Origin of the sequence: Stenotrophomonas sp. SMYL89 (assembly GCF_036319985.1) — a bacterium.
In the GTDB taxonomy this organism is placed as follows: Bacteria; Pseudomonadota; Gammaproteobacteria; order Xanthomonadales; family Xanthomonadaceae; genus Stenotrophomonas; species Stenotrophomonas maltophilia_Q.
Window position 1 is genome coordinate 1 of sequence record NZ_JAWIRW010000014.1, and the last position, 22769, is coordinate 22769.

Consider the following 22769-nt stretch of genomic DNA (forward strand, 5'->3'; position numbering starts at 1 on the left):
GGCCTACCGCCAGCGTTCACTCTGAGCCAGGATCAAACTCTTCACTTAAAACTACATGATCCGAAGATCAAAATTTAAAGCTGCAGATGATTGATGCTGGCAACGTATCGCTTGCTTTAAAACAATTAATAGTTGCTTGATCAAACGTCTGCAAGATGGACAATCATCCTTCCTGCAGGCGCCTTCACAAGATACCTGCGCATACTTTCAAAGATCAGGGGAAGTGGCCTCAGCGCCGTTCCCGTGTGCTGCGAAGTTTCCTTCGTAGCGAGCCGCCCATTATAGCCGGCTTTTCCGCTTCGTCAACACCTTTTTTCAAGGCCGTCTCACCGAAGTGGACGTTGTTGCCGATGCTGCTTCGTCGTTGGACCCGAAGGCCTTTCGTCGTTGCGAGCCGCCTATTATGCCGGACTTTTCGAGTCCGTCAACACCTTCGTTCGATCATCTCGTTCGTCGGTGGTGGCGTCACTGCTCGCGTGCCGTTTCCGAAGAAGCGATGCGCTGCAGCAAGGGAGCGAATTCTAGAGATCCTGCAGATTTCGTCAAGGCTTTTTTTTCATGGTGATGACAGAAGCGCCGCGACTTCAGGCATGACGTACGCTCGAAGATCACTGCGGCGTTGCCCGCGCGTTGCGCGGTCAACGCCGCAACGGCTATCAATGCACGGATGCAACAAGGAGAGACGGCAATGAACATGCAGGTGCGGCAAGCATGGTGGCGCGACCTTTCAGTGCCGGCCGTGGTCGCCGGCTTCATCACCGTGCTGGTCGGCTTCGCCAGTTCCGCAGTGATCGTGTTCCAGGCCGCACAGGCTGTCGGTGCCGACCAGGCACAGATCGCCTCATGGATGTGGGCACTGGGACTGGGCATGGGTGTCACCTGCATCGGGCTGTCGCTGCGCTATCGCGTGCCGGTGGTGACCGCATGGTCGACACCGGGCGCGGCGATGCTGGTGGTCGGTGCCGGTGGCGCCTCGCTCGCTGAAGCCACCGGCGCATTCCTGCTCGCTGCGGTGCTTGGCATGCTGGCAGGCTTCTCCGGGGTGTTCGCACGATTGATGCAGCGGGTGCCGATGGCGCTGGCCGCCGGCATGCTGGCCGGCGTGCTGCTGCGCTTCGGTCTGGACGTGTTCGTGGCCATGAATTCCCAACTGGTACTGGCACTGGCAATGTTCGCCACCTGGCTGGCGGGACGCCGCTTGTTCCCGCGCTATGCGGTCATCGCCACACTGCTGGTCGGCATCGCGGTCGCAGCCAGCCGTGACCTGCTGCACGCACAGCAGGTGCAGCTGCAGCTGGCGGTGCCGCAATGGGTGACCCCGTCCCTGTCCTGGACTGCGGTAGCCGGCATCGCCCTGCCCCTGTTCGTGGTCACCATGGCCTCGCAGAACATCCCCGGTGTGGCAGTGATGCGTGCCTCCGGCTATGACGCGCCGGTGTCGCCTCTGATCGGCTGGATCGGCGTGGTCAATACATTGCTGGCGCCGTTCGGTGCCTACGCACTGAACCTGGCCGCGATCACGGCCGCGATCTGCATGGGCCGTGATGCGCACGAGGATCCGGCACGGCGCTACACCGCCGCCATGGCCGCTGGGGCTTTCTATATTGTCATCGGGCTGTTCGGTGCCACCGTGGCCGCCCTGTTCGCGGCTTTCCCAAAGGAGCTGGTGGCCTGCGTGGCCGGTATCGCGTTGTTCGGCACCATCGCCAACAGCCTGGCCAGTGCGCTGGCAGTAGAGCAGGACCGCGAGGCGGCACTGGTCACCTTCCTGGTCACCGCCTCCGGCGTCTCACTGGCCGGCATCGGTTCGGCGTTCTGGGGCCTGGTGGCCGGTGCGCTGTGCCTGCTGGTGCTGCGGCCGCGTCAGGGCCGCTGACCTGTCCTACCCCGCCAGTGCGGCGCCGACGGTGCTCAACACCACCGAGATGACGATGGCGGCCAGTGTGGCGACCACGCTGGTGCCGCCGCGTGCGGTCAGCTCGCTGCGCAGCCGTGCGTCATCGCCGCCGCTGACGGCACGGGCTTGGGCGATCAGGCGTTGGCAGTGTGCCAGGTACCAGGTGTTGCCAAAGGTGCCGGTGGTGACGCTGAGCGCGATGGTGATGACCAGCGACACGCCTTCGGGCACATCCAGCAAGGTCTCCACCACGCTGATCAGCAGCAGCAGGCCGACCCACATTGCCGCCAGGCGGTACATCCTGCGGTACATCATCCAGATCGGGCCGAGCAGGAAGGCCGGCCAGTGCCAGGTTCCACTGGCGGTGGCAATGCCCTGATCCAGCCGCCAGCGCTGGCGATAGATCGGGAAGTTGCCGCCGACCACGCTGGCGTACAAGGCCATCTCGCCCTCCAGCCCCGCGGCGGCAGCCGTATCCGGTGCAGCGGCGGGGGCTCGATACGGATCGGACGGATCGCCGACACTTGGCGCAACGACCTCAACCGGTGGGGCTGTGTCGATATCCGGAGCCGGCGCCATCTCGATGGGCGTTGAATCCTGTTCCAGCTCCGCCAAGGGGCGCCACGAGGGCATGCCTTCGCGCCACAGCAGCGTGCGTGCCGTCACCGTGCCATCCTGCTGCAGGCGACGCAGGGCGGCCAGGTCCACCGGTCCTTCGCTCTGCCTGCTGTTGGCGTACCACCACTGTGCGTCCTGCATGAAAACATCCTTGCTGCGTTGATTCGTTACCGGGTTACCGGTGTCCACGGTGCCGCGGACAATGTCTGTGACAGCACATGGCTGCCACCCGGCGGCAGGGTCACCACGTCGGGTCCGGCGTTGGCCGCTTCCAGGCAGACGTAGTCGCGCCAGCCCTCACCCACATCTGCCATCTTCGCTGCAGCCTCGGCACCGGGATTCCACGCCACCAGCGAGCGGCTTCCTTCCGTACGGATGTCGATGCGGCGTTTCAGCACCGGATCACGCAGGACATAGTGACCCTTGGCCTGCGTGTAGATGCGGTCGCTGCGCCCGGGATCACGGGGATCGCGCAACGTCCAGGCGCCCTGCTGCCGACGCGGCGTCGCATAGTTCTCGAACTTGTCCAGATAGTCCAGTCCGTCCACGCCGTCCACATCCACCGCGCTGGCATCACCCACGCGGAAATAGTTGTGCAGCGCCTGGGTGATGCTGGCAGGGGAACTGCCGACGTTCTCGGTGATCAGTCGCTGGGTCAACTGGCGGCCTACACGCACAGTCATCCTCAATCGCAGGTCCAGGCTCTGCAGCACCGGGGGTGCCAGCGTGAGCTCGATGCTGCCGTCGTCCAAGCGACGGGCCTGTTGCAGTTCCCACGGCACGGTACGGACGAAACCGTGGGCGGGCACGTCGTTGCCCTGGCCTTGGCGGCCGAAGTACGGCCAGCAGACGGGGCTGCCTCCGCGGATCGGCGTGGGCAGTTCGGCGCGCCGGGGGGACAGCCACATCAGATCCGGCTGGCCCTTGGGCACGAAGGAAAGCAGCTGGCCGCCAAACACACTGATGGCCGCGCTGGCGTCGCCGGTTTCCACCAGCCAGGCATCGAGCCCCTGGTACTGCCCGCTGCGTACACCCTGGATCTGCTGCACGTGGGATCGACTCCGTATGGCCGGCGATTGCACGGCACTGTAGTTGCTGGGAAGCATGAAACGCGTGGGCACCGCTGCAGTGCGCGGCGCGTTCTGCAGAGTGCGAAGGATACGCTGTCCCGCGCGCCCATCTGCGTTGGCCCAGCCCAGGCGCTGCTGCTCGACCTGGATAGCGCGACGCGTGGCCGTACCGATCATGCCGTCGGCGCTTCCGATGTCGTGGCCGCGGGCCAGCAGCAGGGTCTGCAGCTGGCGGCGCTCATCGCGGCCGATACCGGGATCATCGGTCGGCCAGGCCGTGGCCAGGCCCGTGCCGCCACGCAGCTGGTCGGCCAGCGTGGCGATCGCCAGCGCGTAGCTTTCGGCAGCGTTGTAGCTGTAGATCGCGTCGTAGTTGCGGAACACCAGCAACGCAGGGCCCTTGCCGCCCGCCGGCAGCAGCAGGGCCGCGCGCGCGTCGGCAGGCAGGTTGGCCGGGGCCAACGCGCTGCCATCCAATGCGGTCACACCTTGCGCACGCCAGTCGGCCAGCGCCCGACGCTGGGTGCGCCCGGCCTGGCTGGCGTCGAAACCGGGCGGGATACGCACTTCCATGCCCCACGGCTCTCCGCTGCGCCAGCCGGCGCGCTTGAGGTAATTGGCGGTGGAGGCCAGCGCATCGGGAATGCTGCCGACCAGATCGCGGCGGCCATCGCCATCACCGTCCACGGCGATGCCTGCATAGGTGCTGGGCATGAACTGCGTATGCCCGAAGGCGCCGGCCCAGGAACCGGTGAGCCCCTGTGCCTGCAGGTCGCCGCGGTCGATCAACTTGAGCAGGGCCAGCAGCTCACCACGGAAGAAGGGCTGGCGGCGGCCGGCACAGGACAGCGTGGCCAGCGACTGCAGCAGCGGGCGCTTGCCGAACACACGGCCGTAGTCGCTCTCCACGCCCCAGACCGCGACGATGGTGGCCGGATCGACGCCGTACTGGGCCGACACCCGATCAAGCAGGGCCCGATGCTGCTGCAGCAGGACGCGCCCATCGTCCACGCGCTGGCGATCGACCAGCGCGGCCAGGTAGTCCCAGATCGGCGTGGTGAATTCCGGCTGCGCGTCGAGCAGGCCGAGCACGCTGGGATCGGGGGTGAGCCCGGCGATAATCCCATTGAAGCGGTCGGCACTGATGCCCTGGCTGGCGGCTGTCGATTGCAGGACGGCCAGGCAGCGGCTGAAAGCGGCATCGCTGCTGGCCGCAGGCGCTGCTGTCGAAGCGGGTGCCGCGGCGAGCACGGCCGCCAGGCCGAGCGTGGTCAGAATGGGCATGGCGTCCTCCGTGTTGCCGTTGCAGGGCCATCTTAGGCGCAGCGTAGGCGAACCTGAAGCAGCGCGGGCTGGCGGCGGCTAAAGGGCGCGAAGCAGGCGCAGGCCATAGGCCGGGCTTTCAGCATCCCAGCGCCGCACGACCTGCAGGCCCGCTGGCAGCAGCAACGCTTCGAAGCTGTCGTCGGTGTACTTGTGGCTGTATTCGACGCGGATCGGCTCGTCGGCCTGGAAGTGGAAGGTGCGGCCATCCAGACGGACGTCCTGCGCCCACTGGCTGACCAGGTCGGTTTCAATGCGCAGCCGCGCGGTGCTGTAACGGGCGCGGTGGCGGAATCCGTCGAGATCGAAGTCGCTGCCGATCTCGCGATTGAGGCGGGCCAGCAGGTTGAGGGTGAATGCGGCGGTGACGCCCTGCGCATCGTTGTAGGCCGCCTCGATCAATGCCGGGTCCTTGTGCAGGTCGATGCCAACCAGGGCCAGGCCATCACGGCCCATGGTCTGGCGCATCGCGCGCAGCAGCGCGACCGCGTCCTCGCCTTCAAAGTTGCCCAGCGTAGACCCGGGGAAGAACAGCAACCGCCGCGCGGGTTCGCGTTCGGGCATGGGCACGGCAACGGGACGGGTGAAGTCTGCACAGACCGGCAGCATCTCGACCTCGGGCAGCGCCGGGGCGAGATGGTCGATGCTGGACAGCAGCGCGGCACGCGAGATCTCGATGGGGGTATAGGCCACCGGCTCACGCAGCGCGGCCAGCAGCAGTGCGGTCTTGCGGCCACTGCCACTGCCCAGCTCCACCACGTGCAGGTGCGGGCCGACGCTGCGGGCGATGTCCGGCAGTACCTGCGAAAGCAGGGCCAGCTCGGTACGCGTGGGGTAATACTCGCGGGTCCGGGTGATCTGTTCGAACAGGCGCGAGCCACGTGCATCGTAAAAGTACTTGGACGGCAGCTGGCGCGGTGTGCGCGACAACCCGGCCACCACGTCAGAAAGGATCTGCTGGCGACCGGGCGTGAGATCGGTCAGCGCCTGCAGCGCGTCGCGCACCGTGCTCATGCCAGATCCCGGGCCAGGCGCAGGCCGGAGAACTGCCAGCGCGCCGGTGGCATGAAGAAGTTGCGGTAGCTGGCGCGCACATGGCCCCGGGGCGTGGCGCAGCTGCCACCGCGCAGCACCCATTGGCCACACATGAATTTGCCGTTGTATTCGCCGAGGTTGCCGGCAAAGGGGCGGAAGCCCGGGTAGGCGCCGTAGGCGCTGTGGGTCCATTCCCAGACATCACCGAACAGCTGCCGCAGGCCGCTGCCCTGCCCCACCTGGGGATGCAGATGATCGTCATCAGCGAAGTGACCCCGCACCGGCTGAGACGCGGCCGCAGCCTCCCACTCGAACTCGCTGGGCAGGCGCGCTCCGGCCCAGCGGGCACAGGCGTCGGCCTCGAAGTAGCTGAGATGGCAGACCGGCGCGTGCGGATCCAGTTCGCGCCAGCCGCCCAAGGTGTATTCGCGCTGCAGGGTGTCATCCCAGTACAGCGGATGCTGCCAGTCTTCGGTTTCGCGCAGTGCCCAGCCTTCGCTGAGCCACCAGCGCGGTTCGCGGTAGCCGCCGGCGTCGATGAAGGCGCGGTACTCGGCGTTGCTGAGCGGGCGTTCGGCCAGGGCGTGGGCGGGCAGCAGCACGCGGTGCGGCGGCGATTCGTTGTCGTAGGCGAACACGGCGTGGTGCGGCCAAGAGGCGGCGCCGACGGTGACGATGCGTTCGGGCGATTCGATCCAGCCCTGGGCACTGGCAGCGCCGGGGGTGGTAGGCAGGTCCTCGCGGTAGGCCGGCTGCAGCGGATTGCACCAGAACGCGTGCTTGATGTCGGTGAGCAGCAGCTCCTGGTGCTGCTGTTCGTGCTGCAGGCCCAGCTGCAGGTGCTGCAGCGCCTGATCGTCGAGATCACCCGCGTCCAGCCGTGACTGTACCTGCGCATCGATCTGGCAGCGGTAGTCCTGCACCTGCTGCAGCGAGGGCCGTGACAGCAGCCCGCGCTGCGGCCGTGCATGCGCCGGGCCGATGCTCTTGTAGTAACTGTTGAACAGGTAATCCCAGCCAGGGTCATGCGCCGGTGCAGCCGGGAAGCCGGCCAGCACGAAACGTTCGAAGAACCAGGTGGTGTGGGCCAGGTGCCACTTGCTGGGGCTGGCATCGGCCATGCTCTGCAGCATGGCATCTTCGGCACTGAGGGGGGCCGCCAACTGCACGCTGCGGTCCCGCACACGTGCGTACTGGCGGGCGAGATCGCGCTGCGGGGCAGCGACGGCGGCGGCTACGCTGTCCATGCCGGCAGCATCGGCGCCGGCGGGTGAGTGCGACGTCATGGTTCGACGTCAATGCGTTCACAAGCGTGACCGCGCCGCATTCAAGAAGCCGGTGCGGGCGCCGCTAACGGCAATGCTGCGGCCGCGTCGTCACCGCGCTGGAATTCCTGCTTGCCCCTGCATCCGCTCCGCCAGCCTGCGCATTACCTGTTCGTGCTGCCCGCCGTGCTGGTTGCCGTGGTGCTGTGGGCAGCACTGGGCAACGAAGACGTGGCCAGTCCGGCCCAACGCATCCTGCCCTGGCTGCTGGCCTGCCTCGGCGCCGGCCTTGCCCTGCTCTACCACCAGGTGCGTACGCTCTGCCTGATGCTGGTGGTGGCCGTGATGTTCGCCCTGCTGCACCAAGACGTGGGTGGCTACCTGCGCAGCGGCCATGTCACGGCGCTGACACCGTTGCGCTTCCATGCCATTTCGGCCTGGTTGCCCTTGCTGTTCGCTGGCCTGGCGTTGTGGCCCGAGCGCGGCCGCCGCCGCCGCGACCTGCTGCTGCGGGGCGTTTCCAGTGGCACCGCGCTGATGATCTTCCTGCTGCTGGCCACGCAGCAACCGCGTGGCATGCACGATCTCCTGTCCAACCGCCACTGGAGCTGGATTCCGGCCGACTGGAACGCGCTGGCACAGCTGCCAGCCCTGCTGTTCCTGTTGGCAGCCGCCGCGCTGGGCTGGCAGGCCTGGCGGCATCCGCGCCCACTGCACACGGCGATGCTGCTGGCCCTGCTGTGCCTGTGGTGGATGCTGCCAAGGGTGTTCCTGCAGCCGGTGCTGCTACCGGCACTGGCCAGTGCGGCCCTGCTGCTGCTGCTGGGCGCGATGCTGCAGGAGTCGTTCCATATGGCCTTCCGCGATGAACTGACCGGCCTGCCGGGGCGCCGCGCATTCAATGAGACCCTGCAACGGGCGCGTGGCACCTACAGCATCGCGATGGTGGACGTGGACCACTTCAAATCGTTCAACGACACCCACGGCCACGACACCGGGGACGATGTGCTGCGCCTGGTGGCCTCGCGCCTGGGCCGGGTGGATGACGGTGGCCGGGCGTTCCGCTACGGCGGCGAGGAGTTCGCGGTGGTGTTCCTGGATCGTCCCGCAGCGGCCTGCGTGGATGCGGTCGAGGCACTGCGGCAGACCATCGAGGAAACCCGCATGCAGCTGCGCGACCGGAGCACCCGCAGCCGCGACGATGAGACGGGGCGCCAGCAGCGCGGGCGCGGCGGAAGCGGGCAGACGGTGCAGGTGACGGTGAGCATCGGGCTGGCGGACAGCCGCGTGGATGGGCGGCCGGCCGCAGTGATCAAGGCCGCCGACCTGGCGTTGTACGCAGCCAAGGACGGTGGCCGCAACCAGGTCCGCGCGCATGCCGGCCAGCGCGTGTTGGCGGTACGCGGCGGCTGAGGCTCACACAGCGTCGAGGTAGTACCAGCGGCCGTCGATGCGCAGGAAGCGGCTGTGCTCGGCCATCTTCACCGCGCTGCCGCCGCCCACGCGGTAGCGGGCGGTGAAGCGTACTTCGGCGCTGTCGGCACCGGTGACCGTGTGTTCGTGCACGGTCAGGCCCAGCCAGTGCGTACGCTGGCCCGGCGCATCGTCCAACGCCAGCTCGGCCGGGCGGGTATCCGGGTGCCAGCTCTGGCGCAGATAGTCCGCCAGCCCCCGCACATAGGCGCTGTAGCGCGATCGCATCAGGTGCTCGGCATCGGGTGCGGCCTCACCGGCATGGAAACGGCCACAGCAGGCGGCGTAATCGGCGGGAAGGCCGCAGGGACAGGGATCGGAGGGTTTTCGGCTCATGCGGGCATTGTCGCCGGGTTGTGCGGATTGATCCACGCGGGGCACGGGTCAGCCGGTGCGGGACAGGCGTATGCTGTCGCGCCCCCACATCGATTGATCGCCGTGCTGGAACTGGTTCCCCCTGAGTTGTGGTGGCTGGTGGTGATCGCCTTCATCGCCGGCCTGGTCGATGCCGCCGTCGGTGGCGGTGGGCTGGTGCAGCTACCCGGCCTGTTCACCGTGCTGCCGCAGCAGACGCCGGCGATGCTGTTCGGCACCAACAAGTTCAGTTCGATGTTCGGCACCGGTGCAGCCGCCTGGCGCTATGCGCGCAATGTGCGCTTCCCGTGGAAGCCGGTGTTGTTCGCGGCAGGCACAGCCTTCCTCTTTTCCTTCGCCGGCGCCACCGCGGTAAGCCTGCTGCCCAAGGACGCGGTGCGCCCACTGGTGCTGGTGCTGCTGATCGCGATGCTGGGCTACACGCTGTGGAAGAAGGATTTCGGCGCGCTGCACCGGCCGCAGGAGATCGGCCGCCGTGAACTGGCGATCGCGCTGGCCATCGGTGCAGCGATCGGCTTCTACGACGGCTTCTTCGGGCCGGGCACCGGCAGCTTCCTGATCTTCCTGTTCGTGCGCTTCTTCGGCCTGGATTTCCTGCGTGCTTCTGCGGCATCGAAGGTGGTGAACCTGGCGACGAATGTGGCGGCGATCTCGTTCTTCGTGCCGACCGGCAACATCCTGTGGTTGTTCGCGCTGCCGATGGCAGCGGCCAACATCATCGGTTCGGTGGTGGGCACGCGTCTGGCGCTGAAGGGCGGCACGCCGTTCATCCGCAAGCTGTTCGTGGGGCTGGTGGTGGTGCTGATCGCGCGGATGGCGTGGGATACGTTCCGCGGTTCTTGAGGGGCGTTATGACGTGGCAGGTGCCAACCTTGGTTGGCACGTTGTTTCAGGTCGCGAAGGGCAGCCGAGCATGGCTCGGCTCTACAGGTGGATTGCCCGAGGCGCTCAGGCCTCGGCTTCTTCCGGTTCGTTGGCCTGTTGGCGGCTGCGTTCGGGCAACCTCAGGCGCTTGCCCTCTTCGTCGTACTCGATCAGCAGCACGCCGGAGTCGTGGCGGCCGCTGATTTCGACGAAGCAGGCGCCGCCGATGAACGGTTCCAGCGTCATCACCGACTTCAGCGGGGTGGCGACCACCATCTGGAAGCCGAAGTTGTCGAAGATGTTCATCGCCAGCGCGGTGAACTCGTTGTCGGCCTTGTCGAAGGCCTCGTCGAGCACAACCGCGGCATAGCTGGGCAACTGGCTGTCGGCACCACCCAACTGGTAGCGCAGCGCGGCGGCCAGGCAGGTGGTGGCCAGCTTCTGGCGCTGGCCACCAGACTTGCCGGCGCCGCTTCGGTAGATCTCGACCTGCTGGCGCGTTTCCGCATCCAGCTCGACGCCGATGAACTCCACGTGCATGCGCACGTCCAGCACCAGCTCGCGCCAGCGCTTGTCCTCGCCTTCCTGCGAGCCGAGGCGGTTGACCAGCTGCCGCAGCACGGTGAACTGCGATTCGGCCAGCTCGCGCTGCTCGGTCTGCTGCTGCGACAGCACCTCACGCAGCTGCAGGTGGAACTCGCCCACCTCCGGCAGACGGCGGTCGCTCAGTTCGATGGTCAGCAACGTGCCACGGTTGAACGGCACTTGTTCCAGGCTGGCGTTCACTTCGTCCAGGCGCTGGCCGATCGACTTGCGTGCCTCCGCGCTGTGGCGCTGCAGGGCCAGCAGGTTGTTCTTGCTCTGGTTCTGCAGCAGGTCGAAGAAGCGCTCTTCGTGCTGCGGCAGGCCATCGCGCTCCAGCCGTTCGAGGCGGGCGAGGAAGTCCTCGGCCGACGCCACCGACACGGTGAAGTCGCCCGATTCCTCCGGCCACTGCTGGATGAAGCGGCGGAAACAGCCGACCAGCTGGTTCTCGATGCGGTTGAGGTCCTGCTGCGAGGAGGACAGCTGCTCGTTCAGCGCGTTGCTGACCTGGCGCATGTGCGCTTCCAGCGTTTCCAGGCTGAGCGGGCCCTGCTCCTGCAGGCGCTCGGCCAGACCGGCTTCCTGCTCCTGGGCCAGGCTCGGCAGCACCAGCGCACGGCTCTGCTGGCGTGCGCGGTCGAGGCGATCGCGCTCCTTGACCAGCTGGCCACGCTCGACGCGGACGTCTTCATAGGTGCGGCGCGACTGTTCGATGTCAGCGCGCACCGCATCGATCTGCTTGGCCAGCTTGGCCAGGTCGGCATTGCCTTCGCGCAGGTCGCGCAGCGTCGCTTCGATATCGCTCAGGCGCTGCTGCGGGGCGGCGATATCGATCTCGTTCCAGCTGATGCTGACCAGCTCGTGACAGGCCAGGCGGCGTTCGTTGTCGCGGTCACGCTGGCCACGCAGGCGCGCGATGTCGGTCTCGCAGCCGGCGATGCGCTTGGCCAGTTCCTGCGCTTCACGCTCGAAGGCGCCGACCTTGTCGTGGTTGTTGAAGCCGAGGATCCAGCGACGGCGGTCGCCAACGGCGCTGCGGTCGTCCTTCTCGAAACGGTCGCCCGGATGCTTGACCTGGCCTTCGCGGGTGATGCCGCGGTCAACGTTGCGCAGCTGCCTGGCGTCCACGCACTCGTAGTCGAAGCGCTTGCCGAGTTCGCGGCGCAGCCAGCTTTCAAACACGTGCTCGCGCAGTTCCAGCTTGTGCAGCAGCGACTTCGCCGACGGCTCGCGGGCGAACGCATCGTCGTTGCGGCGCACGCGGTAATAGGTGAAGCGCATGCCCAGGTGGGTACGGTTCACCCACTCGGCGACGTCGTTGTAGTGCTTGTCATCGACCAGCAGCGACAATGCGAAGCCGCCCAGCACGCGCTCGATGGCCCCTTGCCAGCCCTGCTCTTCCGAGCGGACCTGGATCAGCTCGCCGACGAACGGCAGCGCCGCTTCGGCGATGCCGGTTTCCTCGGCCAGGCGCGCGCGCAGCTTCTGCATCGGCGCCGGGATGTTGGACGGCGTGCGCTGCATCGCTTCAAGTTCCGCGCGGACTTCACCGAAGCGGCGCTCGTCATCGCGCTTGCCGCCCAGGCGATCGCTGATCGCGTCGTCCAGTGCCGAAGAGGCACGCTGGCGGTCCTGCAGTTCGTTCTGCGCGCGCTCGACCAGCTCGGCGAAGCCGTGCGCGTCGTCCGGCAGTTCAGCCTGCAGCTGCTGCGCGGCCTGGCGTGCCTGCTCGCGCTTGGCCTGGCGGCGGTCGCGCTCGGCTTCGGCACGGCCCTGCTCGCGTTCCAGTTCCTCGATGCGCTCACCGCCCTGCTGGCGGCGCTGCAGTTCCAGCTCGGCCAGGCGCTCGGTGTGATTGTCGAGTGCGGCACGGCGCTGGGCTTCCTCGCCCAGCAGGCCACGGTCACGCACGTCCATCTCGCGCAGGCGCGCTTCGATCAGCGCCTGGCGGCGGCTTTCGCGGAAGCTGTCGACGCCGAGCTTCAGCGCTTCGTCGTCGCCACGCTGGCGGTGCATTTCCTTCAGGTCGTTGTAGTAGGCGCGTGCCGGCAGCAGGGTTTCCACCTGGCGGCGCGCGGTGACCACCGCCTGGTGTGCGCCATCAAGCTCGGCGAAGTCGCTGACCAGGCGCTCGGCGGCGTCGAAAGTCTTCGGCGTGTCGAGCATGAAGTCGCGCAGGAAGACGTTGAGGTCGCCCAGGTTCTTCGCCGACTGCGTCTTGTGCAGCAGGCGCAGCGCCATTTCGTTGTCGATGCCGAGCAGGTCGCGGAAGCGCTCGGCGTAGCCGGAGAAGGTGTCGAAGTGGTGCAGGTCGGACAGCTTCTGCTTGAGCTTGCGCAGGTCCAGGTCGAAGCCACCAAGATCCTTGGCGATGTCGAACGGGCGTTCGGCGATCATGTAGTGCTTGCGCACATCGCCGGCCGAGGTGCCGTTGCCGGAGATCCACAGCAGGCGCACCAGGCTGACCACACGGCCATCGCCGGCGCGGTATTCCAGCACCAGCGCGGTCCAGGTCGCGCCCTTGCGCAGGTACTGGGTGGCGATTTCGCCGGTGCCGCTGTCCTGCTGGTCGGCCCACGCGCCACGCACGTAGGACACCAGGTTGCGGTCGCGGCCACTGCGCTCGGCTTCACGCGCGGCGGCGTTGAAGTCGACGATGGCCGGCGGCGTCAGCAGCGCGGACATGGCATCGAGCAGGGTCGACTTGCCCGAGCCGGAACGGCCGACGAACAGGAAGCCACGCTCGGCGATCGGTACTTCGGTCAGGCCGTTGAACGTGCCCCAGTTGTGCACCTGCAGACGGCGCATGCGGAACTGCTGCAGGCGCGGGTCCGGCAGGCCTTCGTTGAACAGGGCGGGAGTGTGCTTGGAGATAGCCATGCGATGGTCGGGTCTCTCAGGCCTCGGCGGCCGGGGTTTCGCGCAGCTGGCGGTAGACCGCCGAGAGCTGGGACACGTCTTCGGCGGAGAACAGCAGCTTCAGCGCCGGCGAGACTTCGTGGCGGTCTTCCTGGCCGCTGAGGCGGGTCAGGATGTGGTTGTCCTTCATTTTCTGCACCGCCGAGGCGACGCGGCGGTTGAAGCCGGCGCGGTCGGTGGACAGGTTCTTTTCATAGATGGCCAGTGCTTCGGCCATCTCGGCATCGGCGACCACCGCGCGGTTGCCGCGCGCATCGGCCTCGGCCAGCTGCTGGCGCAGGTACAGCAGCAGCACCGAGTCGATGAAGGTCAGCGGCGAGGTGCGCAGCAGCACAGGCGCGTCGACATCTTCGGTATCGGCCTGGCGGGTGAACGCCACGCCGCTGTCACGGTCGAGCACCAGTTCCAGGAACAGGTCCGCCAGCGACGAGCGGATCGCCGCTTCGCTGCGGATCAGCGCCGGCCACAGCTTGGCGTGGCGCAGCTGGTCGATGCTGGGACCGATCAGCAGCTGGCACAGCGCGCGGCGCGCATCCAGCGGCAGGCGCCCGGTATCGCCGAGGTAATACACGTCGTTGCCACGGCGGGGCTGCGCCACGGCCGTCACCGGCTCGGCCTCGTAGGCGTCTTCCGCCACGTCGGCCTGCGGTGCGTCGATGGGATCTTCATGCCAGCTCATGGCGTCTCTCCTGGGTGAACCAAACCAGCGGGATGCGGGCGCGACGGATCTGGCCGTCGCCACCACGCCATTGCGCAAGCTCCTGCTCGCCGGCAACCACGTTGCCGAAGCGCGTGCCCAGCGACAGGTAGCCGATGACGCTGCCGAGGCCCTGCGGCGCTTCGCGCTGCGACAGGGCCTGGGCGATGCTGAGCCGCGGCTGTGCATCGAGCAGGTCGTGCAGGTCCTGGCGCAGCGTGCGGAAGTCGATTTCGGACGAGGCCACCAGGTCGCCGACGCTCTCCAGGCTGATCGCAGCGGCGTCGTTGTACTCGACGTTGCCGTCGACCTGGGCGCTGCGCGGATCGTGCAGCTTCCACTGCGACCACGAGCGCAGGCGGCTGGTGGTCAGCTGCAGGTCGCGGCCGATGCCGCGTTGTGCGGGGAATTCGTCACGCAGTGCCAGCGCTTCGGACTGCGCCTGCTTCAGCAGCTGGTTGAGGCGGCGCTGTTCCAGGTAGCCACGGCTCTGCACGAAGCCGCGCAGGCTGCGCGCGAAGTTCTGCAGCACATCGTGCACCTGGCCACCGCGCTCGAGCATGGTGCTGGTGAAGCTGCGCAGGAAGTTGCGTTCGTTGCGGTCCAGGCGGCGCGCGAACCCGCGCGCCAGCACCGCTTCCAGCGCGGCATCGAGCTGGGCACTCTGTTCGGCGTCGTTTAGCAGGCGCCAGAAGGCCTGGAAACTGCGTCCGGCGTCACTTTCGCCGATGACATCCACACCTTCGAACAGCTGCGACAACACATCGCCGCGCTCGCCCTCGTCGTCGATGATGCGTTCGCGGAAATCGCGGTTGAGCTGCTCGAAGTCATCGCGCACACGGCGGAAGTCCTCGGTCAGCTCGTCGGCCAGGCCGATGATCTGGCGGGTGCGTTCCAGCGCGCGCTTGCCGTCCAGCGCAACCACGCGGCCAGTGCCGACCCGGGCGATTTCGGCATCGATGCGGTCGCGCTCGTCGTGCAGCGCGGACAGGCGCGCATCAGGATCGGCCTCGGTCTGCGCAGCCAGCGCCGAGAGCTGCTCAATGACCAGCGCCAGGCGGCTTTCGGTGGCGGCCACGCGGGCCTGCTCGAGGCCGTCGGCGAAGCGGATCGCCTGCAGTGCAGCGGTGGACAGTTCGTACTGCTCCTGGTCGGCGCCTTCGGGCAAACGGCGTTCCAGCCAGCCCTGGGCCAGCCAGTGCGCGATGTAGGCCTGGGCGGTACGCGGCAGCTCGCGCGAGAGATCATCGCCGGCCAGCTGGTCCAGCGCGCGCTGCAGTCGTTCGTTCAGCACCGAGGACGGCAGCGTGCGCTCGCCGTCCATCAGCAGGCCCTGCAACAGGCCGATGATTTCCGGGGCGTGGTCGGCGGCAAGCAGCTTCCACTGGGGCTGTTCGCGCAGGTGGCGGTAACGGGCAATGCGTTCGCGATGCTTCATGCAGCGAAAGAAGTCTGTAGGGCTGACAGGGACGAGCCGCGATGCACGGCTGCCGCGAGGGCAGCCGTGGGCATGCCGGCCTGCAGGGGCCGGCGCGGTGCGGGCAAGCGGCTCAGCGCTTGCCGCCCACTTCGATGAAGCGCAGGAACTCGGCGCGGGTGCGCGCGTCGTCGCGGAAGCTGCCCAGCATCTTGGAGGTGACCATGCTGACGCCGCGCTTGTGGATGCCGCGGGTCGTCATGCATTCGTGGGCGCCTTCGACGACCACGCCGACGCCGATCGGCTGCAGCACATCCTGGATGCACTGGGCGATCTGCGCGGTCATCTTTTCCTGCACCTGGAAGCGGCGGGCGTAGGCTTCGACGACGCGGGCCAGCTTGCTGATGCCCACCACCTTGCCGGCCGGCAGGTAGCCGACGTGCACGCGGCCGATGATCGGCGCCATGTGGTGCTCGCAGTGGCTTTCGTACTCGATGTCACGCAGGACGATCAGTTCGTCGTAGCCGGCCACTTCCTCGAAGGTCCGCTCCATGTAGGCGCGCGGGTCGTCGCGGTAACCGCTGAACCAGTCGCCATAGGCTTCGGCGACGCGGCGGGGGGTATCCAGCAGGCCTTCACGGGACGGGTCCTCACCGGCCCAGCGCAGCAGGGTGCGCACGGCATCCTCGGCCTGGTCCTGGGTCACGTCGCCCTGCGGGGCGGCCTTTTCGTTGTTCTTGCTCATTGCGTACAGCGTCCCGAACGGGGGGCGAGCATCGTACCCGACCGGGGGGTGGGTCGTCCTGTTGGGACGGTTCATCGGGGGTCTCTTGCGGCGCCTCGTTGCTATCGGTTTGGAGGAGGAGAGGGGGCTGCGCAGGACACGCCGTAAACCCGTCCCTGGGGGCTCGATGGCGCCATCCATGGCGCCCACGGTCCTGCGCAGCCCCCTCTCCCCCTCCCGGACGGTTTCCTGCGGGCGCGGCCGAACCGCCCGAAAGCGGGGTCGAAAGCTTGGGTTCATGGCTTCGGAAGCGCCGCGCGACTGCGCGACTGCTGTGGTGGGTGCGAACCCTTGGTCCGCACAGCGTTGGCTTCTGCCCCTGCCTTTAAAGAGCCAACCCACCGCGCTCGCGGGATGTGGGGTGGGTGGCGGAGGGCCGGGCGGGGCAGGGCCGTGAGGCGCATGGATGCGCCGATCGAGCTTACATGGGTGAGGGCGCTTTGCTTGCGAGGCATGCCTCGCAAGCGACCGAACGCCCGGCCGCCAGCGGCTGGGCCGGGCCCCGGAGGGGTACTTGCAGCGTGCCCTGCCCCGTCCGGCCCTCCGCCACCCCAGCCGATAGCCAGCAGGCGCAACGCTTTCCTCAACCCACCCACCCATTCAGCAAAAACTATTGATAGGAATGAAATTAGTAGTATCCTATCTATCTCTTATGGACCGACCCCTCGACGAGCGCACCGTGCTGCAGATGCAGCTCAGCTCCGGCCTGCTGTACGCAGGGCGGCAGTGGCAGCGCCTGGCCGACAGCCGGCTCGGCAGCTACGGCATCTCCACCGCCTGCACCATGCCGCTGCTGATGATCGGCCGCTCCGGCGGTGGCATCCGGCAGGTGGCGCTGGCCCAGCAGCTGGGCATGGAGGGTCCCTCCCTGGTGCGCCTGCTGGACAAGCTGTGCGCCAGCGACCTGGTCCGCCGCGAAAGCGATGCCAGCGACCGCCGCGCCAACCTGTTGTGGCTGACCGACGCCGGCCAGGCGCTGGTCAGCGAGCTGGAAGACCAGTTGATCGGCCTGCGCCAGGACGTGTTCGGCGAACTGTCCATGGATGAACTGCACGCCGTGCTGAAGGCATGGCGCCTGCTGGCCGAGGCCGCCGACCGCATCACGTAAGCGCGCTGCCCCCGAACACCGCCGCTGCCGTGCACACGCCAGCGGCTTTTGCCCGTTGCCGTTGTTCTGTTGTTCCTCCCCTCCCCCACTTGCCCCCGCCCCCTACCGATGCCCGGTGAATTCAGTCTCCACGGAGTGTTCGTCCCGACCCTGCTCGGGTTGATGGTGTTGGCCTACCTGGTCAACAGCGGTATGCATGCGCTGCTGCAGCGTGCCGGTGCCTATCGCCATATATGGCACCCGCCACTGTTCAACCTGGCGCTGTACGGGATCGTGCTTGGCCTGCTGTTCCACCTCCTGCGTTGGATGCAATCGTGAACAAGATCGTGAAGAAAGCCCTTCCCGTACTGCTGACCAGCGCAGCGGTGATCGTCGCCCTGCTGGTGCTGCGCCAGCTGTGGGTCTATTACATGGATGAGCCGTGGACCCGCGACGCCCACGTCGGCGCCGATGTGGTGCAGGTCGCGCCGGACGTGTCCGGGCTGGTGGAAACAGTTGACGTGGCCGACAACCAGGCGGTGAAGAAGGGCGACCTGCTGTTCGTGGTCGACCGCGCGCGCTACCGCATCGCGCTGGAGCAGGCGCGGGCCAGCCTGGCCGAGCGCCAGGCCTCGGTAGCGCAGCTGCGCCGCGAGATCGGTCGCGACCGCAGCCTGCAGGACCTGGTCGCCGCCGAGGATGCCGAAGTGCGCCGCGCCAAGCTGCAGGCTGCACAGGCGGCGCTGGCCACCGCACAGGCCGCGGTCGACCTGGCCGAGCTCAACCTGGGCCGTACCGAGGTGCGCGCGCCGGCCGATGGCCGGGTCAACGACCGCACGATGCGCGTAGGCGACTATGTGGTGGCCGGCAAGCCGGTGCTGGCGTTGCTGGATACCGGCTCGTTCCGCATTGATGGCTATTTCGAGGAAACCCGACTGCGCGGCGTGGCGCCGGGGCAGACGGTGGACATCCGGCTGATGGGTGAATCGACGCCGCTGCGCGGCCATGTGGAAAGCATCGCCGCCGGCATCGAGGACCGCTACCGCAGCAACGGCAGCACCCTGTTGCCGAACGTGACGCCGGCCTTCGACTGGGTGCGGCTGGCGCAGCGCATCCCGGTGCGCATCGCCATCGACGAAGTGCCCAAGGGCGTTGAGCTGATTGCCGGGCGTACCGCCACGGTGACCGTGCAGACCAACAGCACGAAGCACGCAGACAAGGCCGGCGCCGCGCCGACACAGGCGGGCCTGTGAACGCCACCCTGCCCCGTCTCGGCCTGATCGTCGCGCTGGCCAGCCTGGCCGCGTGCAGGACCGTCGGCCCGGACTATGCATTGCCGGAAGGCTCGGCGTTCAAGCGCCCCGAAGCCAATGCCGCCTTCATCGATACGCAGAACCCGCAGGTGGCCGCCAACCAGGCGCTGCCCGACCGCTGGTGGTCGTTGTACAACGACCCGGTGCTGGACGGGCTGATCACCCGGGCGCTGCGTGACAACGTGGAACTGAAGGCCGCCGATGCGCACCTGCGCCGCGCCGCCGCCGTGTACGAACAGGCGCTGGACGCCGGCGGCTTCGAGTACGAGGCCGAGGCCGGCGTCAGCCGCGCGCAGCTGTCGGCCGAATCGTTCCTGCAGGAGCACGAGCTGCCGGTGATCAACCTGGCCGACGGCAAGTTCGCGGTCAGCTACCAGTTCGACCTGTTCGGCAAGCTCAAGCGCGGCGCCGAAGCGGCGCGTGCCGACGAGCAGTCGGTGGCGGCGGCACGCGATCTTGCCCAGGTCAGTGTGGTCGCCCAGGTGGCCGACAGCTACCTGGAGATCTGCCACGCCAACCATGAGCTGCACGTGGCCGAACATTCGCTGCAGCTGCAGCAGCGCAGCCGCACCGTTACCGAACGCCTGATCGCCGCCGGCCGCGGCACGCCGCCGGAGCTGGCCCGCGCCAATGCCCAGGTGGCGCTGCTGGAAGCTGCACTGCCGCCGCTGCATGCGCAGCGCTCGGCGGCCGCCTATTCGCTGGCCGCCCTGCTCGGGCAGACCCCGGGCCAGCTGCCGGCCGGCGTGATCGACTGTGCACACGCGCCCGGCCTGGCGCAGCCGCTGCCGGTCGGTGATGGCCGCGCGCTGCTGCAGCGCCGCCCGGACGTGCGCCAGGCCGAACGCAAGCTGGCCTCGGCCACCGCGCGGATTGGCGTGGCCACCGCCGAGCTGTATCCGGACATCCGCCTGGGCGCCTCGGTGGGCGCCGCCGGCCTGCTGGAAGACTTCGGCACACCGATGACCCAGCAGTGGTCGATCGGCCCGCTGATTTCGTGGACGCTGCCGTCGTCGGGCACGCATGCGCGCATCCACGCTGCCGAGGCCGGTGCCGACGCGGCGCTGGCCGAGTTCGACCACACCGTGCTGCAGGCACTGCGCGAGACCCAGACTGCGCTGGACCGCTATGCGCAGGACCTGCGCCGCCTGCAGTCGCTGCGCATCGCGCAGGAGCAGGCCGCGCTGGCCGCCGAGCAGAACCGCCGGCTGTACCAGGGAGGCCGCACGCCGTACCTGTCCAGCCTGGATGCCGACCGCAGCCTGGCCACCAGCGACGCCACTCTGGCGGCTGCCGAAGCGCAGGTCTCGCGCGACCAGATCCACCTGTTCCTGGTGCTGGGTGGCGGCTGGCAGGCAACGGTTGCCCCGACGGCGCCGGCCACCGCACAGGCCTCGGCGAAGTAAGCCATGAACGCGCTGACCGACCGCCAGGCGTGGCTGTTCTCGATCAAGACCTACCTGGCCGCGGTGGCCGCGCTGTACATCGCCATGGCCGGCAACCTGTCGCGCCCGTACTGGGCGATGGGCACGGTGTACATCGTCAGCCAGCCGCTGCTGGGCCCGACCCGCGCCAAGGGCGTATACCGCATCGTCGGCACGCTGGTAGCCGGCCTGGCCACCCTGCTGGTGCTGCCAGCACTGGTGGAAACGCCGCTGGTGCTGAGCGCAGCGATGTCGATCTGGCTGGCCGGTTGCCTGTTCATGGCCCTGCTCAACCGCGGCCCGCGCGGCTACGCATTCCTGCTGGCCGGCTACACCACCGCCTTCATCGGCTTCCCCGCAGTGACCTCGCCGGAAACCATCTTCGACACGGTGGTGGCGCGCAGCGAGGAGATCATCCTCGGCACGGTGGTGGCGGTGCTGTTTGCCTCGCTGCTGTTCCCGGCCTCGGTGCGCCCGATGCTGCGCGCGCGCATCGGCAACTGGATGGAGGACGCCGCACAGTGGTGCCGGCAGATTCTTGAACGCGGTCGCGCACATGCGCCGCGCAACCGGCTGGCCGCCGACCTGGTGCAGTTCGAGGCGCTGATCGAATTCCTGCGCCGCGATGATCCACGCCATGCCGGGTCGGCGGTGTCGATGGAGCGCCTGCGCGAGCGCATGCTGCTGCTGTTGCCGGTGCTGTCCTCGATCGCCGACCGCCTGAGCGCGCTGCGCAGCGACGGCCAGGCGTTGCCCGAAGGCCTGCCGGCGTTGATCGACGACATCCACGACTGGCTGGACGGGCCGACCAATGCCAGCGAGTACGCTCGCCTGCGTGCGCGCATCAGTGCGCTGAAGCCGCAGGTGGACCGCGACCTGCAGCACCTGCAGCTGGCCAGCCTGCTGCTGCGCCTGGAGGAACTGGTGGACCTGTGGCAGGACTGCCGCACCCTGCAGCACGCGATCGACCACGGCACCGCGCCGCTGGACCGCGCGCATTACCGCATCCGCACCGAGCGCGTGGCCGCCGACAAGCACGTCGACTACGGCATGGCGCTGTTCTCCGCGCTCAGCGCCGGCGTGGCACTGATGAGCTACTGCGTGCTGTGGATCGCACTGGGATGGGAAGGCGGAGGCAACGGCGCGATGATGGCCGCGGTGACCGCCGCGTTCTTCGCCGCGCAGGACGATCCGGCACCGAGCATGGTGTCGTTCCTGGTGTGGGCGATGGTGGCCTCGGTAGTGGCCGGCGTGTACCTGTTCGGCGTGTTCCCGGCGGTACACGACTTCGGCCTGCTGGCATTGGTACTGGCGGTGGTGTTCCTGCCACTGGGCCTGATGCTGCACCACCCGAAGAGCGCGCTGTTCGCGCTGCCGCTGACAGTGAACCTGGCTGCGCTGCTGAGCTTGCAGAACACCTACAGCGCCAACATCCAGACCTTCCTCAACTCGTCCATCGCGATGTTCATCGGCATTGGCTTTGCGGTGGTGATGACCCGTCTGTTCCGTTCGGTGGGTGCCGAGTGGACCGCGCGCCGGCTGGTGAGGCAGGGCTGGACCACGCTGGCCGAAGCCGCCGAGGGTCGTGGCCAGCAGGACCGCCAGCGCTTCGCCGCACGCATGCTCGACCTGCTGGGCCTGCTCGCACCACGCCTGGCGGCAACGCCGGAAGGCAGCGACATCGCCTCGGTGGACATGCTCAACGAGGCACGCATCGGCCTGAACATCCTGCAGCTGCGCCGCGCCCGGCTGGAGCTGCCCGAGCGCAGCCGCGAGGCGGTCGAGCACATCCTGGAGGACATCGCCGCGCACTACCGGCAGCAGATTGCCGCGCGCAAACCGATGGTGGCGGCCGAGGCGCTGCGCGAGCGGTTGGATACCTCGCTGGGCCGGGTCGGCAGCGTGGGCGCCTGCAAGGCCCGCGACGAAGCGCTGATGGGTCTGATCGGCCTGCGCTTCGCACTGTTTCCCGAGGCGAAGGCGTTGGCGCCGGGCTTGGCAATGGACACGGCGACGCAGCCGTAGCGCGCTACCCTCTGTGTCCACAGACTCCGCTCCGGGGTCGGATCCTTCGCCCCAGGCGAAGGCTCTGACCCCCGCTCTGCACAGGAAGCTCCAATGAGTTACGACATGATGGTGTTCGAGGCCAGCGCGGCCCCACGCGAGGCGGCGGCCTTCATCGCCTGGTTCGAGAAGCAGACGCAGTGGAACGAGCGCCACGAGTACGACGACCCGGCAGTCAGCAGCGCGGCGCTGCAGGCGTGGTTCGCGGAGATGGCGCAGGAATTCCCGCCCCTGGACGGACCACTCAGCAACGACGATGACGATCGTGACGAAGTGACCGAGTACAGCATCGGCCGGCAGGTGATCTACGGTGCGTTCGCCTACTCGGTGGCCGAACGCGCGCACGGCCGTGTGCAGGACCTGGCCGAGAAGCACGGCGTGGGGTTCTTCGATGTGAGTGCGGATGAAGCGGCGATCGTGTTCCCCGATGGCCTGGTGCTGATCGCGGAATGACGCCGGGTCGGATCCCTCCCGAAGGGAGGGCTCTGACCCGGAACAGGCGTGTCTCGGGCGCCGTGGTCAGAGCCCGTTCCCGTTGGGAACGGGATCCGACCCCGGT

General features: G+C 67.9%; 19 protein-coding genes. 9 read left to right on the top strand and 10 right to left on the bottom strand.

Translation table 11 applies throughout. From position 1 onward, the window contains the following. Window positions 1-465: 465 nt before the first annotated feature. Window positions 466-696 carry a hypothetical protein gene (locus V3B41_RS15905; RefSeq protein WP_329861671.1) on the bottom strand — a complete coding sequence of 77 codons (231 nt, stop codon included), beginning with the start codon at window positions 694-696 and terminating at the stop codon, window positions 466-468. On the opposite strand from V3B41_RS15905, the gene V3B41_RS15910 reads away from it, so the two are divergent. Beyond that, window positions 689-1876: a benzoate/H(+) symporter BenE family transporter gene (locus tag V3B41_RS15910; protein ID WP_329861672.1), complete on the top strand. Its 1188-nt coding sequence runs from the start codon at window positions 689-691 to the stop codon at window positions 1874-1876. The genes V3B41_RS15905 and V3B41_RS15910 overlap by 8 nt on opposite strands. 6 nt (window positions 1877-1882) lie before the next feature. On the opposite strand, the gene V3B41_RS15915 is transcribed toward V3B41_RS15910, so the two are convergent. From V3B41_RS15915 to egtB, 4 genes are all read right to left on the bottom strand, one after another. Further along, a complete protein-coding gene (locus tag V3B41_RS15915; RefSeq protein WP_043403041.1) occupies window positions 1883-2656 on the bottom strand; it encodes a DUF2628 domain-containing protein in 774 nt (257 codons plus the stop codon). A gap of 26 nt (window positions 2657-2682) precedes the next feature. Further along, window positions 2683-4869, bottom strand: coding sequence for a lytic murein transglycosylase (locus V3B41_RS15920; protein WP_329861673.1), 2187 nt, complete (start codon window positions 4867-4869; stop codon window positions 2683-2685). A gap of 78 nt (window positions 4870-4947) precedes the next feature. After that, complete coding sequence (egtD, locus tag V3B41_RS15925) at window positions 4948-5922, bottom strand: L-histidine N(alpha)-methyltransferase (protein WP_329861674.1); 975 nt, start codon at window positions 5920-5922, stop codon at window positions 4948-4950. Beyond that, window positions 5919-7190, bottom strand: a complete 1272-nt coding sequence (egtB, locus tag V3B41_RS15930) for an ergothioneine biosynthesis protein EgtB (RefSeq protein WP_329861686.1) — start codon at window positions 7188-7190, stop codon at window positions 5919-5921. The genes egtD and egtB overlap by 4 nt, the downstream gene beginning before the upstream one ends. A 150-nt stretch (window positions 7191-7340) precedes the next feature. Between egtB and V3B41_RS15935 the strand changes: the two genes are divergently transcribed. Continuing rightward, the gene (locus V3B41_RS15935) at window positions 7341-8621 is read left to right on the top strand and encodes a GGDEF domain-containing protein (RefSeq protein WP_049429219.1); all 1281 of its coding nucleotides are present in this window, start codon (window positions 7341-7343) and stop codon (window positions 8619-8621) included. A 3-nt stretch (window positions 8622-8624) separates the two neighbouring features. Here the strand turns inward: V3B41_RS15935 and V3B41_RS15940 are convergent, their stop codons facing one another. Beyond that, window positions 8625-9017, bottom strand: coding sequence for a YchJ family protein (locus V3B41_RS15940; protein WP_049429218.1), 393 nt, complete (start codon window positions 9015-9017; stop codon window positions 8625-8627). 102 nt (window positions 9018-9119) lie between these two features. On the opposite strand from V3B41_RS15940, the gene V3B41_RS15945 reads away from it, so the two are divergent. Beyond that, complete coding sequence (locus V3B41_RS15945; protein WP_329861675.1) at window positions 9120-9899, top strand: sulfite exporter TauE/SafE family protein; 780 nt, start codon at window positions 9120-9122, stop codon at window positions 9897-9899. Window positions 9900-10004: 105 nt separating this feature from the next. On the opposite strand, the gene V3B41_RS15950 is transcribed toward V3B41_RS15945, so the two are convergent. From V3B41_RS15950 to folE, 4 genes are all read right to left on the bottom strand, one after another. Next, the gene (locus V3B41_RS15950; protein WP_049429217.1) at window positions 10005-13385 is read right to left on the bottom strand and encodes an SbcC/MukB-like Walker B domain-containing protein; all 3381 of its coding nucleotides are present in this window, start codon (window positions 13383-13385) and stop codon (window positions 10005-10007) included. Window positions 13386-13401: 16 nt separating this feature from the next. Beyond that, window positions 13402-14103, bottom strand: a complete 702-nt coding sequence (locus tag V3B41_RS15955; protein ID WP_049429216.1) for a DUF4194 domain-containing protein — start codon at window positions 14101-14103, stop codon at window positions 13402-13404. Then, on the bottom strand, window positions 14090-15559 hold the full coding sequence (locus V3B41_RS15960) for a DUF3375 domain-containing protein (protein WP_329861676.1): 1470 nt from the start codon (window positions 15557-15559) through the stop codon (window positions 14090-14092). Before V3B41_RS15960 ends, V3B41_RS15955 begins: the two co-directional genes overlap by 14 nt. Window positions 15560-15671: 112 nt before the next feature. Further along, the gene (folE, locus tag V3B41_RS15965) at window positions 15672-16283 is read right to left on the bottom strand and encodes a GTP cyclohydrolase I FolE (protein WP_004141296.1); all 612 of its coding nucleotides are present in this window, start codon (window positions 16281-16283) and stop codon (window positions 15672-15674) included. A 691-nt stretch (window positions 16284-16974) separates the two neighbouring features. On the opposite strand from folE, the gene V3B41_RS15970 reads away from it, so the two are divergent. From V3B41_RS15970 to V3B41_RS15995, 6 genes are all read left to right on the top strand, one after another. Then, window positions 16975-17430: a MarR family transcriptional regulator gene (locus V3B41_RS15970; protein WP_008265191.1), complete on the top strand. Its 456-nt coding sequence runs from the start codon at window positions 16975-16977 to the stop codon at window positions 17428-17430. 108 nt (window positions 17431-17538) lie between these two features. Next, the gene (locus V3B41_RS15975; protein WP_329861677.1) at window positions 17539-17748 is read left to right on the top strand and encodes a DUF1656 domain-containing protein; all 210 of its coding nucleotides are present in this window, start codon (window positions 17539-17541) and stop codon (window positions 17746-17748) included. Continuing rightward, the gene (locus V3B41_RS15980) at window positions 17745-18662 is read left to right on the top strand and encodes an HlyD family secretion protein (protein ID WP_049429212.1); all 918 of its coding nucleotides are present in this window, start codon (window positions 17745-17747) and stop codon (window positions 18660-18662) included. Before V3B41_RS15975 ends, V3B41_RS15980 begins: the two co-directional genes overlap by 4 nt. Then, a complete protein-coding gene (locus V3B41_RS15985) occupies window positions 18659-20128 on the top strand; it encodes an efflux transporter outer membrane subunit (RefSeq protein WP_329861678.1) in 1470 nt (489 codons plus the stop codon). Before V3B41_RS15980 ends, V3B41_RS15985 begins: the two co-directional genes overlap by 4 nt. A 3-nt stretch (window positions 20129-20131) precedes the next feature. Beyond that, window positions 20132-22171, top strand: a complete 2040-nt coding sequence (locus V3B41_RS15990; RefSeq protein WP_049429210.1) for an FUSC family protein — start codon at window positions 20132-20134, stop codon at window positions 22169-22171. 93 nt (window positions 22172-22264) lie between these two features. Next, complete coding sequence (locus V3B41_RS15995) at window positions 22265-22663, top strand: hypothetical protein (protein ID WP_197633478.1); 399 nt, start codon at window positions 22265-22267, stop codon at window positions 22661-22663. Window positions 22664-22769: the final 106 nt, after the last annotated feature.

What these genes read in the sequence shown, in the direction of transcription:
- V3B41_RS15910 (WP_329861672.1), top strand. Translation starts at nt 689, where the DNA reads ATGAACATGCAGGTGCGGCAAGCATGGTGGCGCGACCTTTCAGTGCCG.
- V3B41_RS15905 (WP_329861671.1), bottom strand. Translation starts at nt 696, where the DNA reads ATGTTCATTGCCGTCTCTCCTTGTTGCATCCGTGCATTGATAGCCGTT.
- V3B41_RS15915 (WP_043403041.1), bottom strand. Translation starts at nt 2,656, where the DNA reads ATGCAGGACGCACAGTGGTGGTACGCCAACAGCAGGCAGAGCGAAGGA.
- V3B41_RS15920 (WP_329861673.1), bottom strand. Translation starts at nt 4,869, where the DNA reads ATGCCCATTCTGACCACGCTCGGCCTGGCGGCCGTGCTCGCCGCGGCA.
- egtD (WP_329861674.1), bottom strand. Translation starts at nt 5,922, where the DNA reads ATGAGCACGGTGCGCGACGCGCTGCAGGCGCTGACCGATCTCACGCCC.
- egtB (WP_329861686.1), bottom strand. Translation starts at nt 7,190, where the DNA reads ATGGACAGCGTAGCCGCCGCCGTCGCTGCCCCGCAGCGCGATCTCGCC.
- V3B41_RS15940 (WP_049429218.1), bottom strand. Translation starts at nt 9,017, where the DNA reads ATGAGCCGAAAACCCTCCGATCCCTGTCCCTGCGGCCTTCCCGCCGAT.
- V3B41_RS15950 (WP_049429217.1), bottom strand. Translation starts at nt 13,385, where the DNA reads ATGGCTATCTCCAAGCACACTCCCGCCCTGTTCAACGAAGGCCTGCCG.
- V3B41_RS15955 (WP_049429216.1), bottom strand. Translation starts at nt 14,103, where the DNA reads ATGAGCTGGCATGAAGATCCCATCGACGCACCGCAGGCCGACGTGGCG.
- V3B41_RS15960 (WP_329861676.1), bottom strand. Translation starts at nt 15,559, where the DNA reads ATGAAGCATCGCGAACGCATTGCCCGTTACCGCCACCTGCGCGAACAG.
- folE (WP_004141296.1), bottom strand. Translation starts at nt 16,283, where the DNA reads ATGAGCAAGAACAACGAAAAGGCCGCCCCGCAGGGCGACGTGACCCAG.
- V3B41_RS15970 (WP_008265191.1), top strand. Translation starts at nt 16,975, where the DNA reads ATGGACCGACCCCTCGACGAGCGCACCGTGCTGCAGATGCAGCTCAGC.
- V3B41_RS15975 (WP_329861677.1), top strand. Translation starts at nt 17,539, where the DNA reads ATGCCCGGTGAATTCAGTCTCCACGGAGTGTTCGTCCCGACCCTGCTC.
- V3B41_RS15990 (WP_049429210.1), top strand. Translation starts at nt 20,132, where the DNA reads ATGAACGCGCTGACCGACCGCCAGGCGTGGCTGTTCTCGATCAAGACC.
- V3B41_RS15995 (WP_197633478.1), top strand. Translation starts at nt 22,265, where the DNA reads ATGAGTTACGACATGATGGTGTTCGAGGCCAGCGCGGCCCCACGCGAG.